This window comes from Roseibium sp., assembly GCF_025698965.1.
GTDB lineage: Bacteria > Pseudomonadota > Alphaproteobacteria > Rhizobiales > Stappiaceae > Roseibium.
This window is the reverse complement of the sequence record NZ_JAILWL010000105.1, coordinates 1-15,235: the sequence shown is the minus strand read 5'-3', so window position 1 is coordinate 15,235 and position 15,235 is coordinate 1. Positions and strand designations below refer to the sequence as shown.

At 52.8% G+C, this 15,235-nt stretch carries 12 protein-coding genes and 1 tRNA gene; 3 read left to right on the top strand and 10 right to left on the bottom strand.

What is annotated here, in order from left to right:
• From K5905_RS10790 to K5905_RS10765, 6 genes are all read right to left on the bottom strand, one after another.
• On the bottom strand, positions 1 to 780 hold a 780-nt coding region (locus K5905_RS10790), incomplete at its 3' end, for an MBL fold metallo-hydrolase (RefSeq protein WP_297583476.1).
• Positions 777 to 1,580 (bottom strand): TatD family hydrolase, encoded by an 804-nt coding sequence (locus K5905_RS10785; RefSeq protein ID WP_297583475.1) that lies wholly within the window; start codon positions 1,578 to 1,580, stop codon positions 777 to 779. The genes K5905_RS10790 and K5905_RS10785, both read right to left, overlap by 4 nt.
• 89 nt (positions 1,581 to 1,669) lie before the next feature.
• Positions 1,670 to 2,731, bottom strand: a complete 1,062-nt coding sequence (locus K5905_RS10780) for a DNA polymerase III subunit delta' (RefSeq protein WP_297583474.1) — start codon at positions 2,729 to 2,731, stop codon at positions 1,670 to 1,672.
• Positions 2,731 to 3,420 (bottom strand): dTMP kinase, encoded by a 690-nt coding sequence (gene tmk / locus K5905_RS10775; protein ID WP_297583472.1) that lies wholly within the window; start codon positions 3,418 to 3,420, stop codon positions 2,731 to 2,733. Before tmk ends, K5905_RS10780 begins: the two co-directional genes overlap by 1 nt.
• Positions 3,421 to 3,511: 91 nt before the next feature.
• Positions 3,512 to 4,660: a D-alanyl-D-alanine carboxypeptidase family protein gene (locus K5905_RS10770; RefSeq protein ID WP_297583470.1), complete on the bottom strand. Its 1,149-nt coding sequence runs from the start codon at positions 4,658 to 4,660 to the stop codon at positions 3,512 to 3,514.
• 133 nt (positions 4,661 to 4,793) lie between these two features.
• Positions 4,794 to 5,906 carry a septal ring lytic transglycosylase RlpA family protein gene (locus K5905_RS10765; protein ID WP_297583469.1) on the bottom strand — a complete coding sequence of 371 codons (1,113 nt, stop codon included), beginning with the start codon at positions 5,904 to 5,906 and terminating at the stop codon, positions 4,794 to 4,796.
• A 786-nt stretch (positions 5,907 to 6,692) separates the two neighbouring features.
• On the opposite strand from K5905_RS10765, the gene K5905_RS10760 reads away from it, so the two are divergent.
• Both K5905_RS10760 and K5905_RS10755 read left to right on the top strand, forming a co-directional pair.
• Positions 6,693 to 6,782, top strand: a tRNA-Ser gene (locus K5905_RS10760).
• Positions 6,783 to 7,001: 219 nt separating this feature from the next.
• Positions 7,002 to 8,024, top strand: coding sequence for a dienelactone hydrolase family protein (locus K5905_RS10755; RefSeq protein ID WP_297583467.1), 1,023 nt, complete (start codon positions 7,002 to 7,004; stop codon positions 8,022 to 8,024).
• Positions 8,025 to 8,141: 117 nt separating this feature from the next.
• Here K5905_RS10755 and K5905_RS10750 read toward each other — a convergent pair whose 3' ends face one another.
• The 3 genes from K5905_RS10750 to K5905_RS10740 form a co-directional block, all read right to left on the bottom strand.
• Positions 8,142 to 9,089, bottom strand: a complete 948-nt coding sequence (locus K5905_RS10750) for a M12 family metallopeptidase (protein WP_297583477.1) — start codon at positions 9,087 to 9,089, stop codon at positions 8,142 to 8,144.
• 102 nt (positions 9,090 to 9,191) lie between these two features.
• A complete protein-coding gene (locus K5905_RS10745) occupies positions 9,192 to 10,961 on the bottom strand; it encodes a caspase family protein (RefSeq protein ID WP_297583465.1) in 1,770 nt (589 codons plus the stop codon).
• A 441-nt stretch (positions 10,962 to 11,402) separates the two neighbouring features.
• Positions 11,403 to 12,035 carry a LysE family translocator gene (locus tag K5905_RS10740; RefSeq protein WP_297583463.1) on the bottom strand — a complete coding sequence of 211 codons (633 nt, stop codon included), beginning with the start codon at positions 12,033 to 12,035 and terminating at the stop codon, positions 11,403 to 11,405.
• Between the two features lie 206 nt (positions 12,036 to 12,241).
• Between K5905_RS10740 and K5905_RS10735 the strand changes: the two genes are divergently transcribed.
• Positions 12,242 to 12,961, top strand: coding sequence for a spermidine synthase (locus K5905_RS10735; RefSeq protein WP_297583461.1), 720 nt, complete (start codon positions 12,242 to 12,244; stop codon positions 12,959 to 12,961).
• Positions 12,962 to 13,149: 188 nt separating this feature from the next.
• On the opposite strand, the gene K5905_RS10730 is transcribed toward K5905_RS10735, so the two are convergent.
• Positions 13,150 to 15,075 carry a bifunctional diguanylate cyclase/phosphodiesterase gene (locus K5905_RS10730; RefSeq protein ID WP_297583459.1) on the bottom strand — a complete coding sequence of 642 codons (1,926 nt, stop codon included), beginning with the start codon at positions 15,073 to 15,075 and terminating at the stop codon, positions 13,150 to 13,152.
• Positions 15,076 to 15,235 lie beyond the last annotated feature (160 nt).

The following is a 15,235-nucleotide window of genomic DNA, read 5'->3' as shown; positions in this document are numbered from 1 at the left end:
CATGCCGTCGTAAGCAGGCTCAATTCCCGCAGGCAATTCCCCAAGCAGTGTCTTATAGTCCAAGTCATTGTGAAGATTAGTGAAAACAGCCTTGGTGGGCGCCAGTTTTTTTGTCCAGTCAAGAGCTTCTGCTAAACAGAAATGACTTGGGTGTGGAGTTCGACGCAAACAATCCAGAATTAAATAATCAAGGTTTTTCAATCGCTTGACGGTCGTTTGCGGGATGTCGGAGACGTCCGGTAGGTAAACCGCATTGTTGACCTTGAAACCAAGTGCGTTGATTTCTCCATGAGGAACTTCAATTGGATCAAAGGACAGTGTGCCACCTGCCCCGGTTACTGCCACTTCCTTGCCTGGGAGTATCAGATGATGATCGAGGATGGGCGGGTAGTTGGAACCGGGCGGTGTTTCAAAGCAATAGGAAAAGGCCGATCTTGCCCGATCGAATGTATTTGCATCCATGTAGACCTGGGTTCTCTGGCGAGTTTTCACCCAGAAGCCGCGTAGATCGTCGATACCGTGCAAGTGATCGGCGTGCGAGTGAGTGTAAAGCACTGCATCTACATGAGTTACTTCGGCAGCCAACAACTGGTTGCGGATGTCAGGTCCGGTGTCGATCAACACGGTTGTGCACCCGTTTTCCCCAGCCTTTTCCACAAGAAGTGCGCAACGCGAACGCCTGTTCCTTGGCTCGTTTGGATCGCAAAGTCCCCAGTCATTTCCGACCCGAGGCACACCACCGGAAGAACCGCTGCCCAGGATTGTGAGCGTTACAGTCATCCGCTTGCTGTCTCCAGATTGACGGGTTTGGGTACTTTTTTGAAAAGTCTGAAGAAATTTTCGGTTGTTTGCCGTGCAATTTCCTCTTCCGACACGCCGCGTGTCTCGGCAAGAACCGCTGCAGTCATCGCTGTGTAGGCCGGTTCATTGCGTTTGCCGCGCCTTGGTTGTGGTGCCAGATAAGGGGCGTCTGTCTCAACCAGAATCCTGTCTGACGGCAAATCCCGGGCAATTTCTCGTAGTTCTTCCGATTTCTTGAAGGTCAGAATGCCGGAAAACGAGACGTAGAGACCAAGTTCGATGCCAGTCAGGGCCAGATCTCTGCCGGACGAAAAACAGTGAAGAAGAGCAGGGAACGTCCCCTTCCCCATCTCTTCACGCAAAATTGCCGCCATGTCTTCATCGGCATCGCGAGAATGAATAACCAACGGCAAGCCTGTCTGCCGTGCAGCTTCGATGTGAATACGAAGACCTTCAGCCTGCGCGTCGCGTGGTGCCTTGTCGTAAAAATAGTCCAGGCCCGCTTCGCCGATCGCGACAACTTTTGGATGACCTGACAGCCGGACTATGTCTTCCACCGGTATTCCGCGCTCCGTACCGGCATTGTGCGGGTGAGTGCCGACAGAACAATAAACTTCGGGAAATTCTTCGGCAATTGCACGAACCCGGTCAAACTTCCGGATATGGGTACAGATTGTCACCATGAGTTCGACACCTGATTGCCTTGCACGGGCAATCAACTCGGCACGCTCTCCGTCAAAGTCGGGAAAGTCGAGATGGCAGTGGCTGTCAACAAGCATGTAAGGTCCAAAGAGTGATCGATTTACAGGTGCAAGGCACCATTTCAGCGCGTCTTGATACAGGTTTTTCGAAGAATACCCAAGGCAGGTTATGGTGCCCTGAGGGCAAAAAAGAAGTCCAGGACAACTTGCTTTCGGTCGAGGTTGAGTGCCTCGGCATCTCTGATGGCCTGATTGGTTTTTTCCCACAGTTCCACATAGTTGTAGGCATTGCGGATACCGGCCTGAAGATCCTGGCGCATCTTTTGATGCAGCCATACCTGCAATATGTGCTGGAAACTCTCCCAGTTGTCAGATTGCCCACGAGCGGCGACCAGGTCGGCGAGACCGTGAACCGCGGCTAGGTCGAGTTGATTTGCATTGTCCGCGAGCTTCCTCACGCCCTTGGTAATTGCCAGGCCATCCCCCGACAGAAGCGTAATTGCAGAGCGGAGACTGCCGTCTGCTGTCACGGCTATGTCGCGAAGATCCTCAGCGCCAGGAACCGAGCTGGATGCCAGTTCGCTCAAACCCTGTCCGATTTCGTCGGTACTGAGTGTTTCCAGGTCCAGACGACGACATCTGGAGCGGATTGTCGGAAGAAGACGTCCAGGAGCGTGGCTTAAAACCAGAAACAGGCACCGTTCGGGCGGTTCTTCCAGGATTTTCAAAAGCGCGTTGGCAGAACTGACATTCATGTCGTCGGCGGCGTCGACAATGCAGATACGCCAGGCTTTGGCCGACGCCGTTGTTCCAAAGAATGAAACCGTTCGTCGCACTTCATCAACCGGTAAGTCGGCCTTGAAACGCTTGGACTTTTCATCCCATGGACGCCGTAAATGCAGAATATTTGGATGACCGCCGGCCTTGAGTTGCCGGGCGACCGGATGATCTTCCGGTACAGAAAGATCAGGTGCGGCACTGACCTCCGACCCGAACCGGTCTGGATTGGCAATAACGAATTTTGCGAACAGAAAAGCGAGTGTGGCTTTTCCGATACCTTTCGGGCCTCCGAGGATCCATGCGTGGTGCAGACGTTCGGAGCGGTAGGCATCCAGTAGCGCTTTTTCCGTCATGGCATGGCCAATCAACCTGGAGCGTTCATGCGGCAGCGGGTATCCGGCAATCGCGTCAACTTCAGGGATTTCGAGTGGTTCCAACTTGCGCGCCATCAGCCAGAGCTTTCACCGGTTCGAGCATTCTTGTCAGAAGCATGTGTCAGATCGGATCCAAAGTTTTCACGCACCGCCTCCTGCACAGCGGTTGTCACGCGATCCTGATCCTGGCTGCCATCAATGACTTCAAAGCGGTAAGCCTCCTCCTTCGCGAGATCCAGAAACATCTGCCGACGACGCTCATGGACGGCAATTGCATCACCTTCAAATCTGTCCGGCCCACCGCTATTGTCGCTCTGAGAACGCTGAGCAACCCTGCTCAGACCGATTTTTGCCGGTACGTCGATGAGGATTGTCAATTCGGGTCGTACACCCGCCACAGCGGCGGTTTCCAGGAGTTTCAGGTAGTCGATATCGACACCTGCTTCGCCCTGGTAAACCCGGGTTGAATCAGCATATCGGTCACACAAGACCCAATCACCCCGTTCCAACGCAGGCTTGATGGTGCTGTCTACGTGATCGGCACGCGCCGCTGCAAAGAGCATTGCTTCACCGCGTGGGCCAAGGTCCCTTGCTTCTCCAGAAAGCAGCATGGAACGTATCTTTTCAGCCCCCGGTGAGCCTCCTGGTTCCCGCGTGACGACAACCGATTTCCCCATGCTTTCAAGATAGGTTTTGAGACGCGCAATCTGGGTTGATTTTCCAGCCCCCTCACCGCCTTCAAAGGTAATAAAATGTCCAGGCAACCTGTTCTTGGCTCCGCGTGCATTGTCTGTTTCAGGCCTTGCTATGAAAGCTCTAGCAGGTCTTAAAGGGAATGTGGATGGATTGATAGACTTATCCAATCCAGCCGAACATTAGCTCATGAAGTCCGTCGAGTGCCCGGTTGAACGTACTGCCCTTCCCGACATCCTCTCCGGTTACAAGCGGTGCCCGATAAACTGTTCCCTCCTTGCCGATTACCTGAACCTCACCCACTTCCTTGCCCTTTGAGATAGGCGCTTGCAGAGGACCCTGGTAAACGACCCGAATCCTGTAATCGAGGTTACCGCCACGTGCGAGCAGAACGTCGACGTCTTCTCTGGAAACGAGTGGAACGGTGCTCTTGTCCCCGCCAAAGACCCGCCCTTCGGCGACCGGTTCACCGGCCGGAAAGATAGTCTGGATTGCGAAGAATTCCCAGGCACCGGAAAACACTTCCTTCATGGTCTGTAGACGGTGTTTGTCGGAAGTCAGACCGGCCACAGCAGCGATCACTCTTCTGCCGTTACGGTCGACAGACCCAAGACCGGAAAACCCGTCATTGGGATCATTGCCTCCGCCCAGACCGTCAAGATTTCTGATTTCACCAAGAAGCGGGTTCTTGTTGCGTTGGAATATCTTGTTCCAGGTGAATTCAGGCAGGGAAAACAGCTCATAATAATCCGCGTGGTTTTCAAGAATGTATTCTGCGAGTTTTGCCTGATCTTGGACGGTGGTTGAGCTTGGTTTGTCTTCAAAACCTGTCGGATTGGCGAACCGGCTGTTTTTCATGCCGATGTCCTGCGCGAGTTCGGTCATACGAGCAGCGAAATCGTCTTCCGATCCATCAATACACTCTGCCAGAACAATGGCGGCATCATTGGCGTTGTGGACCAGAAGACCTTTCAAGAGATCCTCAATGCCAATTTCTGACTTGATGGCGGCGAACATGGTGGACCTGCGGGACGGTGCACCACCAGTTCGCCAGGCGTGTTCACTGACCTTGCAAGTCTGGTCCAGTGTCAGTTCACCATTTTTCAGCAGCCTGAAAACCGTGGCTGCAGTCATTACCTTGGTCAGAGACCCTGGCGCGAAGGTTTCATCCGGCGCTTTGGAGAACAGGATCGTGCCGGAAGACGGTTCGTAAAGAAAGGCTTTCGGAGCTTTGGTGACGATCGTTTCGGCTGCCAGTGCCGTGCCGGCACCAAAGATCCCGATTGCGGCGATCGTCATCCAACGAAACATGGCGCGCGTGGCCTCAGGACCTCGGTTTCTTTTACTCGATACACGCATTTATCCGTCGTCCCGACTCAAGTTGCATTCGTCCAGAGGCGGGATCATACCGGATTGTTTTTAAGTTTTGATTTCGGTGGTCCGTTTAGCTGCCCTGATCGATCTTAACAGCCAGTTGCCGCATGGAAAATCCATTTGCGGCAATGCTGGTCAGGACCGAATGCGCGTCCGAGATTCGCCGATTTGCAGAATAAGAGGAAATAGCGCTACCGCTTTGAAGCGTGCTTTTGGTGCCGGGTGCGGGTACACGCAGCACGCCAAGCGAGCCTTCGACCGGGGCCAATTCAGGCGACGCAGGCTGGAAACTATTGTTGGACGCAACCTTGATGGTCGGGTTGCCGGCTTCAAACGCAATCGCGGGATCGAAGGCGACTTTCAGGTTTGTTGCCGGTGCCGGTCGATAGGCTGTGACTGTAGTCGCAGTAGTCAGATATGGGCGTGGTCCCGGAACTCGAACCTTGCCGAAGACAACCTGCGGAGTTGTCTTCGGAGCTGCTGGTTCAGCAAGCGCCAGCATCGTACCAGGACGAGTAGCACCAGGCTCAACTGCGCCGGGTCCCTGATAAGAAGCCATCAGATACTGTTCGTCCTTGCCGTGAAGCGGTGCCTTTCCGACATACTCGACCTTCACTTTGCCAACACCTGCGGACTTGGTGCCGAGCATTGAAGCTACGCGTTCTGAAAGGTCGATCACGCGATTGCCGTGGAATGGTCCGCGGTCATTGACGCGCACGATCATGGAACGGCCGTTGGCGGTGTTCGTGACACGCGCATAGGACGGCAGCGGCATGGTGGTGTGTGCGGCTGTCAGTCCATTGCGGTCAAAGATTTCGCCATTCGCGGTTTTGCGACCGTGAAATGTCGGTCCATACCAGGAGGCAAGGCCGGTTTTTTTGTAATTCGGCTCGTGCTTGGGGTAATACCATTTTCCGGCAATCTTGTATTTTTTGCCGACGACGTAGCGTCCGCCGCCTTTCGGCACGGGCTTGCCGGCGGCAACCATGCGCGGACTGGCCTTGACGCCATATTTTTTCGGGCTGAATTTGGCTTTTTCCTGGGGCGCCGAGCTACAGGCCGCCACGGCAGCCACAGCAGCAGCGGTTATCAAACCGGTGCGCAATTGGGCCCAAACGGTGCGGCCAGCGCGCTGCGCTCCCTCACTTCGTTCAGACTGGTTCTCCATCGACGTATCAGCCAATTGGCTTGATCTCGCACCTGTCCCTAGCATTCCTGCCGTCCTACTCACTAACGCGTTTGGCGGCCCCGCAGCACACGCGACATTTCCGGTACTTATTGTAATCGCACCGGTTACCAGGAATTTCACTCGATCCTTGGATCGAACCCCGCAAGACACATTGCCCCCGCTATGCGTCCCACACATACCCCTGTTTAATCGGAATTTTCTTACTTCAAAGTAAACCAGCCGTCGAGGCGTCTGAGTGGCTCCTTTTCAACACTCACAGAAAAATCGTATGCCGCTAAATGAACAAGAACGAAGCCGATTGTGTAACATATTGTAATAACGCGTGAAACAGACCTGCCAAGGTGATTTTTCCACTGTGGCAACAAGGGCACAGGTCGTCAAAATTCGGTAATCGATGCTGTTGTGATGTAGGTCACATCCGCTCTCGGCAGTTCCGCCTAGTGTGAACCTATTGCTGATGACCGCCCTGTCACAGCAATGCTGGACCCCACCTCCAGCTTTGGCCGTCGGTTCAAAACCCTGCCCACGACACCGAGCCGGCGGCCCCCACCCTTTGAGCATGTTCCGGACTACTGTGCACGTCCTGCCCCTACCCCTGAAAGCACAGCGGAACGGAACATGCCGAAGGACCTCGAACCTTCCACACAATAGAAATCATTGCTGACGTCCACACGATTTTGGTGGTTTCGGCATTCAGTTGAATTCCGGCTCTTGACATTGAGCGCCAGACGAAGGAAACGGGTGAACAGCAGTCGACGGCGCAATGCCAAAAGCTGCTTTGGTGAGGTGGCCGAGTGGTTTAAGGCAGCGGTCTTGAAAACCGCCGTGCGTGAGAGCGTACCGTGGGTTCGAATCCCACCCTCACCGCCATTTTCCCAAAAAAATTTTCGGCGCCTCACAAACCTTTCGATGAAAGCGTGGCAACGTGGACGACCGGTGCCCTCAACTCAATCGTCAAAACGTTTGCGGACCACTGCATGTAGCGGGTGTTTGCGATCGGAAGTTCCAGACCAATTCGACTGATTTTACTGCAATTTCGTTTTCCGTTTACGATGAGTTGCGGTCTGCTCATTCTTGCTGGTTGGTAGGTTGCGCTGGTCGAAGACAGTTGTCTGCGAATTTGAAAACTATCCGGTGCAGGTTGCAGCGAGGCAATGGAGAAACGACACAAGCTTACGATCAGCATCAGTCGATTTGATTTCGGAGGAAGCGCAATTGTATTCAACCCGCGAAAAGGAACTCGTGAATATTGGAGTAGTGATTGCGTTTCTAAGCGCAATGGTGCTGTCAATTTCGGCATCTGCGCAGGACCAGGGTCTGCACAACAGTTCTAAAGAATTCGCAGCCCCAGCGGATCTTTCATGGACGGACTGGGATGATCCGCTTGAACTGGATCGAACATGGCAGGCGGCCATCGTTCGAGTTCCCGCCGGAAAAGGACAATCCAGACAAGTGACAACAGATGACCTGTTGCAGCAGACAACAGGGATTGAAGGAAAGATACCGACAGTAATCTATTTGCATGGCTGCAGCGGGATCTGGCCAGGCACCCATACGCGAATAAAATTCCTTTCAGACAATGGCTTTCTGGTGATTGCACCGGCTAGTCTGGCACGAGAGACCTATCCGCGATCATGCAATGTGGAAACCCACGAGGGAGGATTGTTCCGGGGAACATTGGTTCTGCGACACAATGATGCTGGTTATGCCATTGAAAAGGCGCGGGAAGTATCGATTGTTGATAAAAAGAACATTGTATTGATGGGCTTCAGCGAGGGAGGCTTGGCTACCGTCACATTTGAAGCCCGGAACGAACAGCAACACGTGAGTGCCCGGGTCTCCGAAGGCTGGACATGTCATGTGCCGTGGCCCGAAGCTCGTGGGGTCAACGCTCCCGAAAGTGAACCCGTACTAACCCTCGTTGGCGAACGAGACCCATGGTATCAAAGTCAATGGACCATAGGCGACTGTGCGCAATTCTTGAACCCGACCAATGGCAGTAAATCCGTGGTGTACAGGGATGGTGTTCTTGCCGACAAGCACGGCTTGCTGGACCACGAAATCGCACAACGCGACGTTCTTGAGTTTTTGAACAAGAACCTGGACTTTTGAGGACGGGGTGGATCTGCAACTTTAACCCACCAACCGACCGTATGAATAAGACGACCATACAGTCGGAAGTGTTTCTAGGCGAGACAAAGTTTGGCGTCCGCAGTTCATGATACGCTTTTAGTACGCAGACACCATTATCCGATATTCGCCACTTGCTGACGGGTCGAAATGGCGGACAACGGTGATGTACTCACCAGGGGTGAGTTCCGTCACGATGCGTGAGTTGCGCCCGTTACCGGAATCGTCGTCTTCGGCAACCTTTCTGGTGCTGCTATCTGGGCCAAACAGGCTGACAACCAAATCGGTACTCCCGGTTGTTTCAATGACGTGGATACCGGTTTCCTTTACATGAAAGTTGAAAAGGTTCTCTTCGCCACCAGAGGAAATCTCGGCGAGCGCACCACGTAATACATCCAACTCAGTAGCGTTGGTCGATGTGCCGGTATCGCGACCTGGATACATGACCTTGCTGGCAACAAAGGCTTTGTCTTGAGCGGATAGATCGTCATTGTCCTGAGTCCCGCCCATGTTGGTCGTCCACTCATCCGGGAAGGCGTAAAGCATGACGGAATGCTCATCAAAATCCGTGCCGTGAACCTGATCAGCTCTGTATTTATCCAGGACATTGTGTCGGATGGTCGCTTCATCCCAGAAGTTGGGAGGACCCGACAAATCAGAGATGACTGCTGCTTCATTCCATTCAATGCCACCGTCGGGATTCTGATGCTCGTGACTGAGCCCGATCATATGGCCGAACTCATGTAAAATGACGCCTTGATCCACCCATCCGAGATTCAGCGTTGCCGCATGCAGAGGAATACTCAAATTGTCGGTACCAACATAGGACCAGGCACCGTCATTTGCGTCAAAAGAGACCCGGATTTCGGCGCGGGGGTCCTCAGAGAATTCAAAATTTAGGTTGGCATGCTCCGTCCACATCGGGGCAATTGTGCGGACCATATCCTGGTCACTTTGCGAACCACCGAGAAACCGAATTCTTATCGTGCTTTCATTCGGCCATTGTTTGCCGATCAATGATATCGCGCGCTCTTTTCCAGCAATCATCCGAGTGCGCAAGGGGCGATTGAGTTGTGTTGGCAGGAGTCTGTCAAAACACATTTTACGTGCGGGTTGCATGATTTCTAATCCTCCCTGATTGGGTTCGATCTAAAAAAGGCTTTCATTAAAACGGGGAGCTGGGGCCACAAAGACCGGGTTTTGATTGTCCGCGATGTCGATCACCGAGCGTTGAACGAGTTGTTCAAGTCTGCCGAGATCCGTTGAACTGCTCGAACTGGAACGCAGCGCTTTCGCCAAGGAATAGGTAAACGCCCCATAAGACGTAACGCCGTGACGATACTCATATGCGAGTTGATGTTCCTGACAGGCTTGCAAGATGACCGGCAGGTACGGCCCCAGGTGTCCCAACTGCTTTCTGCGGGAATTGAATGATCTGTTGTTCAATCTGAGAATGTCGGTTGCCCTGAACAAACGCCGCTGCCCGTTGGCTCCCAAATAGCCAATCTCTCGTGTTTTGCGATTGTCATCGAGGCTCTCGTTTTGGACCGGCGGTTTGCGATAAGTCCAAATCTGTTTTTTCTTGTCCCACTGCATAACGCGATGCCGGATATCATCCGGAGGCGATAACCCGCGTGGTTTCGCACCACCGGAGCGCGTCATTCCACCGGAATGACAGCAATCCAACACTGCAATGAACTTCGCATCGTACGGTAGCTGGCTATAGAGCTCATAAAACCTGTCATCGGTGATCGCCCGGTCTTTCGACCAGTCAAAATCGACCGGCACCAGACACTCGTCGACGCGGTCTATCGTTTCTTCGGCGCCATAATCCGGGATTTGGGCACCATGTCCTGAAAAACAGAGAACGCGCTCCTCCCCTGCCCGCGTTCCTTCAAGCAGCCAGTCCAATCGCCGCCAGATTTCTTCCGTAGTTGCCCGCTGGTCCAGCAGCAACCGAATTTCGCTGGATTGGAACCCGTTTTCCTGGAGCACTTCGCTCATCAAAAAGGCGTCGTTTACACACCCCTCCAGGCGCATATCCTCACTTCGGTACTCATCAATTCCGATGATCAGAGCTTTGCGTTGATGAGTTCCACTCGAGCGTACTTGGGAACGGGTCGAGCGGGCCAGTGAACGATTGCCCTTAGTGCTGACAAGATCAGACCAGACAGAATGCGTAACATTGATATGACTGAGGTAATGAGTGGCGTCATGGTCGGCGACCCCATCAATATCGAACGATGTCAAAACCTGCTCGAATTTTTCATCGTGCAAATCTAGCGTCGTTGTAAAAACATCATCGTGAACATTGAAGAGATGATACCAGTACCCGCAATCGATTGGTTGGATGCGTCCTGCAAAAATAGATCGAACGAAAGGATTCCCTATCTGTGACCCGAAAGAGACGAATGTACGGTTCTGGCAAAGTGCGGGAAGCCCGGAGTTCTGGAAGGTATCATAAGCTACCAGACTCCCGAGGGAGTGCGCAAACACAACATGCGGTTCTTCGGCTGTTATTGTGCTCGCAAGTGACTTTCGGAGTTCGTTTCTGAGCTCCTCGTTTTCCGCCCATTTAACCACCATCCCAGCGGTCCATCTGAGCCTGTCCCGAATGCCGCGTGCGGCACGCGTTTCTGGCCTTTGAGACGGACTTATTTCTCGGGATGTAAAGAAATCATCGAAGCCGTGAACAATGCCGCTGGCTGTCATCTTGGCTACGGCTTCCAGCGTTCCCAAAGCCGATAGCGAGGTGTTTGCAAAGTGAGCATCGTAGTTGAAGAACGAGATCTCAAGTTCGTTATCTGATGAGAGACGATCAAATGACTCTTCCAGTGCCTTTATCCATGAGGCTTGCCATTCACCATTCACGGGATGATTGCCAACACCATGAACGCAGAGAACACGCAGCTTTTGCATGCTGAACCCTCCAAAAAAGCAACAAATCCACCTATTTAAATCCAAGAATAAATAATTGTACTTGCCGGTAATTTTATGTGAGGATAGAAATTCATTTTTTACTGTAGAAATTCTTCGTCAAATGGATGTAAAGCTCTTCTTTGAGAAGAAATATTTTCGGTGCAACATTGCCGCGTAAAATAATGGCATCCATGATCGAAGTTTCGTTAGGTAACTATGGATGCGTTTTGAATTTCGCGCAAGAGGGGAATGGATGGCATTCGCCACCAATGCGCGCAGCTTTTAGTGGTGGTAAGGGTTGTATCATTCCCTGCAAACTGAATGCGGGGACTGGTTTTCACAATGCGTTCAGCTACCAAATCGACAAGTCGTCGACGTCAAAACCGCGTCTCGCGCGAATTTGAACATGAGGCATTTGGTAATTTCGTCTGACGGTATGGCTCAGCGTTCGGACAACAGTAGTTTGAACCCGAGTGCGACCATGATCGATCCGGCCAGGCGTCTCATCAACAAACCGCAGGCACGGGACTTCTTGATCAGCGCAGTCACCCGGTCGGCGAAGATCACGCAAGAGACTTCCGCTCCCGTGAAAATCAGGTTGGCTACAAAACCCAAAACAATGATCTGAAGCCAGATAGGGAACGTTGCGCCCTGATCCGTAAACTGGGGAAGGAAAGCAATAAAGAAGAGTGCCGATTTTGGATTGGTCAACTCAACCAAACAGCTTTCTTTCAAAGCGTTGACATGGCGCTGCGTGCGTCCGCCGACTGGCCCTGCGTTCTCAATCGTTTCAGAAAGCAGGAACTTTGCTCCGAGCCAGAACAGGTACCCCGCCCCTATTACTTTCAACGCTACATAAGCAACTGGAACGGTTTGCAGAACCAGGCTCAAGCCGAACGCCGCAGCCAGGATATGAACATAGCTGGCGAAATGAGTTCCTATGGCCGAGAACAACCCCGCTTTTCTGCCTCTCCCAACAGTTTGCGCCGCCATATAGAGCATACCTGGACCCGGAGTTATGGACAGGACAAGAACAGTCGCCAGAAACGGAAGCAAGTAGTCTGCACCAGGCATGTATCATCTCAAGTTGGTTCAAAAGGTTGGGAGTGAGGTTAAGTGCCGCTTGGTTGCGAAACAACTGAATACTGCATCGAACTCATGATTGGAGGTTTCTCATGAAGGTAAGAAAGTCTGCATTGTGTGGCGGATAAAGGCGGCACTCCCGACTTTCTCCAATCCTGCACCTTTCCAAATCAGCCTTCTATCGTCATGGTGCAATGATGAGCGCTTTGTTTGAAGAACTGGACTATGCACCCACGCCCATTGGCGCGATTTCGTTGCGTCGACGGCATATTCTGGCCCTCAAGACGGATGTCTTTGAAATACTGCTCGGTGAAGAACACCTGATGTCGAGCCTGTTCACCGCATCAGAGGTAGCATTGGCTGACCTTGGGCTAGCAGCGTTGTCAGGCGAAGGTCTGGATGTTCTGGTTGGTGGATTGGGCCTCGGTTACACAGCCCAGGCTGTGCTGGCACATGAGGACGTTGGTCACCTCACCGTGGTCGACCTTCTGGAACCGGTGATCCGCTGGCACAATGAAGGGCTTGTGCCTATGAAAACAGAATTGGCCGATGACCCTCGCTGTCAATTGTTGCAAGGCGATTTTTTTGCTCTGGCAGCATCGGATAAAGGTTTCGATTCACGACAGCCAAACCGTCAATTTGATACCATTTTGATCGATATTGACCACACACCGGAGCGGTTGCTGCATGGCGGTTCAAAGGGATTTTATACGGTTGAAGGCTACCGCGATTTGCAGCGGTTCTTAAAACCTGGCGGGGTCGTCGGGCTCTGGTCTGACGAAGCACCGGATAAGGCCATAACTGCTTTGCTCGATGAAGCCTTTGAGGATGCTTGGGCTGAGCCTGTTGTTTTCGAAAATCCGTTGCAGGACGGACGGGAGGTTACACAGGCCGTTTATCTGGGGCGAAAAGCCTGACTCGAAACTCGCACCAGAGGTCCAGATGACGGCCAGCAAGCCCGTAAACGGCATCAGCACCTGTGCTTGATAGGCAATATTCCCTTCAATTCACCTTTATCCAAACCGCTCAGTAGTTTCCAAACCGTCTTCTGACCTCAAATGTTGGTCGGTGGAAAGGATTTGTTCCACTGACTGCCTTCGCGCCTTCAACCTTCAGCAGTATTTTTCTCTGCAGTCCTGGCAAAGAACAGAGCATTAAGATCGTCAATCGCCATAGGACCGCCGAAGAGATAGCCTTGACCTGTATCGCAGCCAAGCGCGACCAGCGTGTCCCGTTGGTCGACGGATTCAATGCCCTCGACCACCACAGCCATGTCCGAAAAAGCCGCGATCTGAAGCACCATTTTAAGGATTTCGCGCTGAGCCGGATCATGAGTCAACTTGCCGGCAAGAGCACGATCGATCTTGACTTCGTTCCATGGAAACTCGGTGAGACTGGAAAGCGTTGACGTCACCGCTCCGAAATCATCCAGGGAGATTTGCAGGCCAAGGGAGTGGAAGTTCGAGAGGCACGTTTTGATACGGTTCGGGTCCTTTAGAACAGCTGTTTCGGAGATCTCCAGTTTCAACCGGGAAGCAGGCAATCCGCTTTGGACAAGGCAGTCCTTGATTTTGGCGTAAGGGTCGTCATCAAGACATTGGGCGGCGGAAAGGTGAACCGAAAGTGTCAAATCCGCCGGCAGCATTTGTATCTGGGCGCTGGCGGTTTTCAGAATCCGCCAACCAAGGGCAACGATGTCGCCATTTTGTTCGGCAATTGGAATAAACTCCGAAGGAGAAATCCAACCAAGTTCGCCGTGGAACCATCGTGCAAGTGCTTCCACACCTATAATCCGGCCTGATTTCAAATCGAATTGCGGTTGAAAATGCGGCAATATCTCGTCGGCCTCAATGGCGCGCGGCAGTTCTCTTGCAATTTTCCGGCGCCTTTCCGCATCGGCGCGCATCGACGCTGTATAAGCGACCGGCCGACGCTGATCGAAATTCAAAGCGTCTGCAACAGCAAGTTCTGCATTGCGGATCAATTCATAAGCATCCAGACCCAAACCGCTTCCTTGTGAATACCCGATTGCCGGAGAGATCAAATGTGCGTCACTCGGCGTCAGAACGGGCTTTGCGAAAGCCTCGCGGATATGACGGGCAAAGATGGAAGGGTCAAAGTCTATTGCCATATCGCTGACGGTCATGACAATGAAATCCTTCGCATTGGCGCGCGCGACGATTGCCCGGTCCTTTAAGGGGACGGTCACGCGTTGCAGACGTTCCGCGACAGCACGAACGATTGTATCCTGCAATCCGATTTCATGCCGTTCCGGATCGGGTAATCGGGTTTCCAGTCCGATCCAGTAAACGGCGACGAACCGGTTTTCAGGTGCCGTCTTGCAAAGGCTCTCGAGCTGCTTTTCAAAGACTTCCATATTGATCAGACCGGTCTGACCGTCTTGCTGTATCTGGCGCTTCAGTGTGTCCGCGTGGTTCCTCGCCCTTTCGAAATCCTGCGTCAACCTTCCGTTTTTCTTTTCAAGCGAGAGTGCCCATAGCGCTGTCAGCAGGATCAAGGCCAGACAAAGTAAGCCCTCCAGGATCTGTAGCTGGTGATAGAATGTGCGGGAGGCTTCAGACCTCAACGCCGCATCCTGGACAAGAGCCTGGCTAAAGGCGCGTAATGACATGCCGATTTTTTCAAGCACGATGAGCGCGTGGTTGACGGACGCCTGGTCGTCGAGGGCATCCAGATAAGGTGCCAGCCTGCGCAACTTCTGAGTGGCAGCGCTGAGCGGTTCGCCACCGCTGCCTGGCCAGTTTTCAACACTTGTCAGCAGTGCTTTGTAGGCACGTTTTGCCGCAAAGGCGTCATCGACATTCTTCAAAACAGAATACCTGCCGACAGCCCTTTCGAGCGTAGTGGTGTCCAATTGCGGTGTTTCGCTGATCAGGTTGCGCCAGGAAAGGTTATTTGCACGCATATCATACCCGGCTCTGATCAGGTGCATGCTGTTCACTGCCAGGAGCATGAGAATGACGCCGATAAGCGCAGGTGTCTTAAATCGTAACAGACCATCAAACTGCATCGGCCGTTCCGCCCCGGTGACAGAATATCCGGATCCGACACGGATCCTTGAAAAAGTGGATCCGGTTTGCCTGTTACTTCAGACCAACCGGTGCCCCCCGGTTCGTCGTACTGTGGCCGTGTTATCGGAAACCAATGCCTTGCAACACTTCCTCAGGTGG